Source organism: Marisediminicola senii, assembly GCF_011057645.1.
Classification (GTDB): Bacteria; Actinomycetota; Actinomycetes; order Actinomycetales; family Microbacteriaceae; genus Marisediminicola; species Marisediminicola senii.
The window spans coordinates 51,854-58,006 of sequence record NZ_JAALGE010000014.1 but is presented as its reverse complement, the minus strand read 5'-3'; the positions used below and the strand labels follow the sequence as shown (position 1 = coordinate 58,006).

Sequence of the window (6,153 nt, the reverse complement as noted above, 5' to 3'; positions counted from 1 at the left end):
AAGTTGTGTTTTTTTTAAAAGGGAGAGGACGGAACACGAGATCGGGCGCTTCTCGTGGGCGCGAAGTTGTTAAAAAGAGCCAGCCCCGGCCCCCCGCCCGCCGTTCCGACGCATTCATCGGCGGGGTCGAGCGCATCGTGACCGCCGAGGGACACTCGCTCAACGCACGCAAGACACGGGTGCGCCCGGCCAGCACCCGCCAGAGCGTCACGGGCATCGTGGTCAACGACCACCCGAACATGCCCCGAACGGAATACGACAGGCTGCGCGCCATCCTGCACAACTGTGTCACCCACGGGCCGGGGTCACAGAACCACTCGGCACACCCGGAGTTCCGGTCCCATCTGCTCGGCCGGATCGGCTGGGTGCACTCCCTCAATGCGCAGGGCGGCGCTCGGCTGCGACGGGAGTTCGACCGCATCGAGTGGTGACGGGCGGGGGTGACGGGCAGTGAATGCGACGGGCGCCAGTCGACCTGACTGAGCCCACCTGCGCATGCCCTACTCGAGGAGCAGTGCCGGCTCCTCGATGATGCTTGCCACGTCGGCGAGAAAGCGGCTGGCCACGTCGCCGTCCACCACGCGGTGGTCGAAGCTCGCGCCCAGGGTGGTCACGAAACGCGGGCGCACCTCGCCGTCGACGACCCACGGTTTCTGCTTGATGGTGCCGAGGGCCACGATCGCGACCTCGCCGGGGTTGAGGATCGGGGTTCCGGTGTCCATGCCGAACACGCCGATGTTCGTGACGGTGATGGTGCCGCCGTTCATCTCCGCCGGCTGGGTCTTGCCGTCGCGCGCGGTGATGGTCAGCTGCTCGATCGCGCCCGCGAGCTGCAGCAGGGTGAGGTCCTGAGCCTCCTTGACATTGGGCACGATCAGCCCGCGCGGGGTGGCGGCGGCGATACCGAAGTTCACGTAGTGCTTGACGATGATCTCCTCGTCGGTCCACTGCGCGTTCACGGTCGGGTTGCGACGCACGGCCCAGATCATGGCCTTCGCCATGATGAGCAGCGGCGACACCTTGACCCCGGCAAAGTCGGCGGAGTTCTTGAGCCGCTTCACGAACTCCATCGTGCGGGTCGCGTCGACGTCGACGAAGAGGCTCACGTGCGGGGCCGAATAGGCGCTGGACACCATGGCGGAGGCGATCGCCTTGCGCACTCCCTTGACCGGAATGCGCTCCTCGCGCTCCTCGGCCCACTGCGGCGTCTCGATGTTGCGGAACAGGCTCGCCTGCGACGCCTGCCGCACCACGTCGTCGCGGGTGATCTCCCCGGCGAGGCCGGTCGGCGACACCTCGGCGAGGTCCACACCGAGGTCCTTGGCAAGCTTGCGAATAGGCGGCTTGGCGATGATCGACGACGCGGATGCCGCGGGCACCGATCGCGGGCGGGCCGGTGCCGCGCTACCGGTCGATGCGGAGCGCGTGCCTGCCGAACCCGCGGGTGTCGCGGAAGCCGCGGCCGACGAACGGTTTCGCCGCGACGCCACCTGCCCCTTGATGCCGTAGCCGACGAGCACGGCGCCGGGCTTCTCCTCCTCGGGCTTCTCCTCCTCGGGCTTCTCCTCTTCGGCGGCGATGCTCGCCGCGGTGTCGGCGATGGCCTGGGTGGTGTCGGCAGTGGTAGCGGCCTCATCGGCAGCGCCGGCGGGGGCATCCGCGGTGGGAGCTGCCGCAGCATCCGGCGGCACTGCGGCGCCAGCGCCCGCCGTGCCCGCCGCGGCAGACGACACCGAGATGATCGGAGTGCCCACGTCGACGGTGGTGCCTTCGCCGACGAGCAGCTCGGAGACCGTGCCACCGAACGGCGACGGGAGCTCCACGAGCGACTTCGCGGTCTCGATCTCGACGATCACCTGGTTGACCGCCACGGTGTCACCGGGGGCGACGCGCCAGGAGACGATCTCGGCCTCGGTGAGTCCCTCGCCGACGTCGGGGAGGGCGAATTCGTGTGTGGTCACGCGGTGACTCCTGGGATCGGTGGTGCAGACATCGACGAGCGACGCATCAGTACGCCATGGCGCGGTCGACGGCGTCGAGCACGCGGTCGGCGTCGGGGAGGTAGACGGTCTCGAGCTTCGCCGGGGGGAACGGGGCATCGAACCCGGTCACCCGCAGCACCGGGGCCTCGAGCGAGTAGAAGGCTCGCTCGGTCACGGTGGCGGCGATCTCCGACGAGACGCTGACGAAGCCGGGCGCTTCGGAGGCGACGACGAGGCGACCGGTCTTCTGCACGGAACGCACGATGGGCTCGTAGTCGATCGGCGACAGCGAGCGCAGGTCGATGACCTCCACGCTGGTGCCCTCTGACGCCGCGAGCTCGGCGGCCTGCAGCAGCACGGTTACCATCGCGCCGTGGCCGACGAGGGTGACCTCGGTGCCGGTGCGCACGACCCGGCTCGAATGCAGCGGCACGGCGCTGGCGGTCATGTCGACCTCGCCCTTGTGCCAGTAGCGGCTCTTCGGTTCGAAGAACATCACCGGGTCGTTCGACTGGATGGCCTCCTGGATCATCCAGTAGGCGTCGTTCGGGGTGCTCGGGCTGACCAGGCGGAGGCCCGGGGTGTGCGCGAAGTACGCTTCAGGGCTCTCCTGGTGGTGCTCGACCGCGCCGATGTGGCCGCCGTACGGCACGCGGATGACCACGGGCATCTGCACCTGGCCCTCGTGCCGGTTGGTCATCTTGGCCAGCTGCGTGGTGATCTGGTCGAAGCCGGGAAAGATGAAACCGTCGAACTGGATCTCGCACACCGGTCGGTAGCCGCGCATGGCGAGGCCGATGGCGGTGCCGATGATGCCGGATTCGGCGAGCGGGGTGTCGAGCACGCGCTTGGGTCCGAACTCGCGCTGCAGGTGCTCGGTGACGCGAAAGACGCCGCCGAGCGGGCCGATGTCCTCGCCCATCATGAGCACGCGCGGGTCGTCGCGCATGGCCTGCTGCAGTCCCGCGTTGAGGGCCTTCGCCATCGGCAGCTGGGCGACCGCGGGCTGGGCCGGGCCGGGGTGCGCGGTGCCGGGCTGGGTCGCGTCGCCGGGTGTCGTGTCGCCGCGGGGTGCGGGCGCCGACGCATCCATCGTCTTGTCGGTCATGGTCATGCGTCGCCTCCCGGTGCTGCCTCGGGTTCGAGTGAGTCTTCGTATTCGGCAAGCCAGAGCTTCTGCGCGTCGATCACCGGGTGGGGGTCGGAATAGACGTGGTCGAAGATCTTGTCGGTCGACGGCGACTCGAGCTCGAGGGTGCGCCGGCGGATGTCGGCGGCGAAATCGTCGGCCTCTTCGGCGATCGCGGCGAACACGTCGTCGCCCGCCCCGCGGGAGCGCAGGAACTTCTCGTAGCGCGGGATGGGATCCTTCGCGACCCACGACTGCAGCTCGGCGTCGGTGCGGTACTTGGTGGGGTCGTCCGACGAGGTGTGGGCGCCGATGCGGTAGGTGAGCGCTTCGATGAACCGGGGTCCCCTCCCGGCCCGCGTCTCGTCGAGCGCCCGGGCGGTGACCGCATAGCTCGCCAGCACGTCGTTGCCGTCGATCTGGATTCCGGGGATACCGAAGCCCATCGGGCGCTGCACGAGCGGAACCCGCGACTGCGTGCTGACCGGCACCGAGATCGCCCAGTGGTTGTTCTGCAGAAAGAACACCTGCGGGGTCTGGTAGCTGGCGGCGAACACGAGGGCCTCGCTCACGTCGCCCTGGCTCGTCGAGCCGTCGCCGAAGTAGACGATGACGGCTTCATCGGTGTCGGGATTGCCGGTGGCGTAGTTGCCATCGAGCGCGATACCCATGGCGTAGCCCGTGGAGTGCAGCGTGTGCGAACCGATCACGAGGGTATAGAGGTGAAAGTTGTCGACCTCGGCGGGGTTCCAGCCGCCGTGCGTGGTGCCGCGCAGCAGGCCGATGACCCCGAGCAGGTCGACGCCGCGCACCATGGCGATCGCGTGCTCGCGGTAGGCGGGAAACACGTGGTCCTGCGCGCGCGTGGCGTGCGCCGAGCCGACCTGGGCACCCTCCTGGCCGACGCTGGGTACCCACAGGCCGAGCTGCCCCTGCTTCTGCAGGTTCGCGGCCTCCATGTCGAAGCGGCGGGTGACCACCATGTCGCGGTGGAACCGGCGCAGCAGGTCGTCGCCCAGCGACTCGATCACCGGCAGGTAGTCGGCGGATGGCCCGTCATCGGCGCGCAGCACGCCCTCGGGCGTCAGCACCTGGATCGTCTCGACCGGCTGCGCGTTCTCGTCCGGCCCGGTGCTCGCCGCGGGCCACGCACGGCCGAACGACCCGGTGCCCTTCCCTGGCTGGGTGGATGCTGCCGCCTGCGTGTCCGCTGCGCCCTGGGCCTGCCCGGCCGCGTGATCGGTGGCCTGGGCTTGCTTGGAAGCAGTGGCTTGCTCGGAAGCGGGGGCTTGCTCGGAAGCGGGGGCTTGCTGTGCTGACTGGGCCGGGTTGGCGGGATTGGGCACGGTGACCTCGCAGTCCTTCTCGTTGCCGATCGGGCCGGCCTGGTCGTCGGGGGCAGCGGGCCGCGACGTCAAGGTTCTAATCTAGCCCTGCCCCAAGGGCGCTCGTTGGTAGGGTTCGCACAAGCTCTCCCGAAGCGACTAGGAGTTTCTCCACTGATTCGGCTTCGCCGATCGAGATGCGCAGGCCGTCGCCGCCCAGCGGGCGCACCACGATTCCGTGCTCGAGAAAGACCGCTGCGGCGCCCGAGGTGCTCGCGCCCGTGCCCAGCCAGACGAAGTTGCCCTGCGGCCGCGGAACGGTCCAGCCCTGCTCCTGCAGGGCCACCCACACCTGGTCGCGGCGTTCGGCGAGCGCCGCGACGCGGGCCATGCACTCGTCTTCGTTGTCGAGCGCCGCGATCGCCGCGCGCTGCGCCGACTCGATCACGGAGAGGGGGATGGCGACGGCGCGCACCGCGTCGAGGATGTACTCGGCGCCCGCCGCGAATCCAAACCGGAGGCCGGCCAGGCCGTATGCCTTGGAGAACGTGCGCAGCACCACGAGGTTGGGGTACTGCTGCAGCGGGATGCCCGACACGGCGTCGGGGTCGGTCACGAACTCCGCGTACGCCTCGTCGAGCACCACGATGACGCTCGCGGGTACCGCGGCCATGAAGGTGGCGAAGTCGTCGGCACGCACCACGGTGCCGGTCGGGTTATTCGGCGAGCACACCAGGATCACGCGGGTCGCATCGGTGACCGCCGCCGCCATCGCCGCCAGGTCGTGGGTCGCATCGGAACGGAGGGGGACCTGGATGCCGGTGGCCCCCGCCACGGTGACGAGCCCGGGGTACGCCTCGAACGACCGCCACGCATAGATGACCTCGTCGCCCGGGCCCGCCGCGGCCTGGATGATCTGCGCGAGAACGGAGACCGACCCGGCGCCGACGTGGATCCGGCCGGGGTCGATGCCGTGGCGGAGCGCGATGCGACCGCGGACGGCGATGGCCGCGCCATCCGGATACCGGTTGACGCTCGACGCGGCGATGGCCTCGAGCACGGCGGGGATGGGCTCGAACGGGTTCTCGTTCGACGACAGCTTGAACGCGTCGTCGGGCGCCGGGGCGCCCTGCCGGTAGGCGCTGAGCGCGACGATCTCGGGGCGGAGTCGGACGCGGGTCTCGTCGGGGGCTGGCACCCGCTCATTCTACGGTCGCGGTGTTCCGGGCCAGCCGGGTGCGACGTCGGTCGCATTGCAGCGGTTGTGCGCCCCGGGCATCATGGGTCAATGACACGATTCCTCATCCGACTGGTCATCAACGCCGTTGCGCTCTGGCTGACTACCCTGATCGTCGCCGGCGTGACCGTCGTTCCCTACGAGCCGGACGACACCCTGGCGACGGTGCTCACGTACCTGCTCGTCGCTCTCGTGTTCGGCCTCGTCAACGGATTCGTGGGCAATGCCATCCGCATCGTCGCGTTCCCCCTCTACCTCCTCACCCTGGGGCTGATAGCTCTGGTCGTGAATGCGCTCCTCCTCCTGCTGGTGGCCTGGATCACCTCGCTTCTCGGCTTCGGGCTCGAAGTCGACGGATTCTGGTGGGGCGTGCTCGGCGCCGTCGTGCTCGGCCTGCTGAGCTGGCTCATCGGGATCGTGCTGCGCCCGATCGTCGGCAGGGACGACCGGCGCTGAGGAGCCCGACCCGCGCTGAGTTTG

Annotated in this window: 6 protein-coding genes; 2 read left to right on the top strand and 4 right to left on the bottom strand. The window is 69.4% G+C overall.

Features of this window, described 5'->3' with window-relative positions:
* Positions 1–137: 137 nt before the first annotated feature.
* Positions 138–431 (top strand): RNA-dependent RNA polymerase family protein, encoded by a 294-nt coding sequence (locus tag G5S38_RS07000; protein WP_165066400.1) that lies wholly within the window; start codon positions 138–140, stop codon positions 429–431.
* Between the two features lie 69 nt (positions 432–500).
* Here the strand turns inward: G5S38_RS07000 and G5S38_RS06995 are convergent, their stop codons facing one another.
* The 4 genes from G5S38_RS06995 to G5S38_RS06980 all read right to left on the bottom strand — a co-directional run bounded on the left by G5S38_RS06995 (position 501) and on the right by G5S38_RS06980 (position 5,634).
* The gene (locus G5S38_RS06995) at positions 501–1,961 is read right to left on the bottom strand and encodes a dihydrolipoamide acetyltransferase family protein (protein ID WP_165066397.1); all 1,461 of its coding nucleotides are present in this window, start codon (positions 1,959–1,961) and stop codon (positions 501–503) included.
* A 46-nt stretch (positions 1,962–2,007) separates the two neighbouring features.
* The gene (locus G5S38_RS06990) at positions 2,008–2,967 is read right to left on the bottom strand and encodes an alpha-ketoacid dehydrogenase subunit beta (protein WP_165066409.1); all 960 of its coding nucleotides are present in this window, start codon (positions 2,965–2,967) and stop codon (positions 2,008–2,010) included.
* A gap of 125 nt (positions 2,968–3,092) precedes the next feature.
* Positions 3,093–4,208 (bottom strand): thiamine pyrophosphate-dependent dehydrogenase E1 component subunit alpha, encoded by a 1,116-nt coding sequence (locus G5S38_RS06985; RefSeq protein ID WP_165066406.1) that lies wholly within the window; start codon positions 4,206–4,208, stop codon positions 3,093–3,095.
* 325 nt (positions 4,209–4,533) lie between these two features.
* Positions 4,534–5,634, bottom strand: a complete 1,101-nt coding sequence (locus G5S38_RS06980; RefSeq protein ID WP_165066394.1) for a histidinol-phosphate transaminase — start codon at positions 5,632–5,634, stop codon at positions 4,534–4,536.
* Positions 5,635–5,724: 90 nt separating this feature from the next.
* Between G5S38_RS06980 and G5S38_RS06975 the strand changes: the two genes are divergently transcribed.
* On the top strand, positions 5,725–6,129 hold the full coding sequence (locus tag G5S38_RS06975) for a phage holin family protein (RefSeq protein ID WP_165066391.1): 405 nt from the start codon (positions 5,725–5,727) through the stop codon (positions 6,127–6,129).
* Positions 6,130–6,153: the final 24 nt, after the last annotated feature.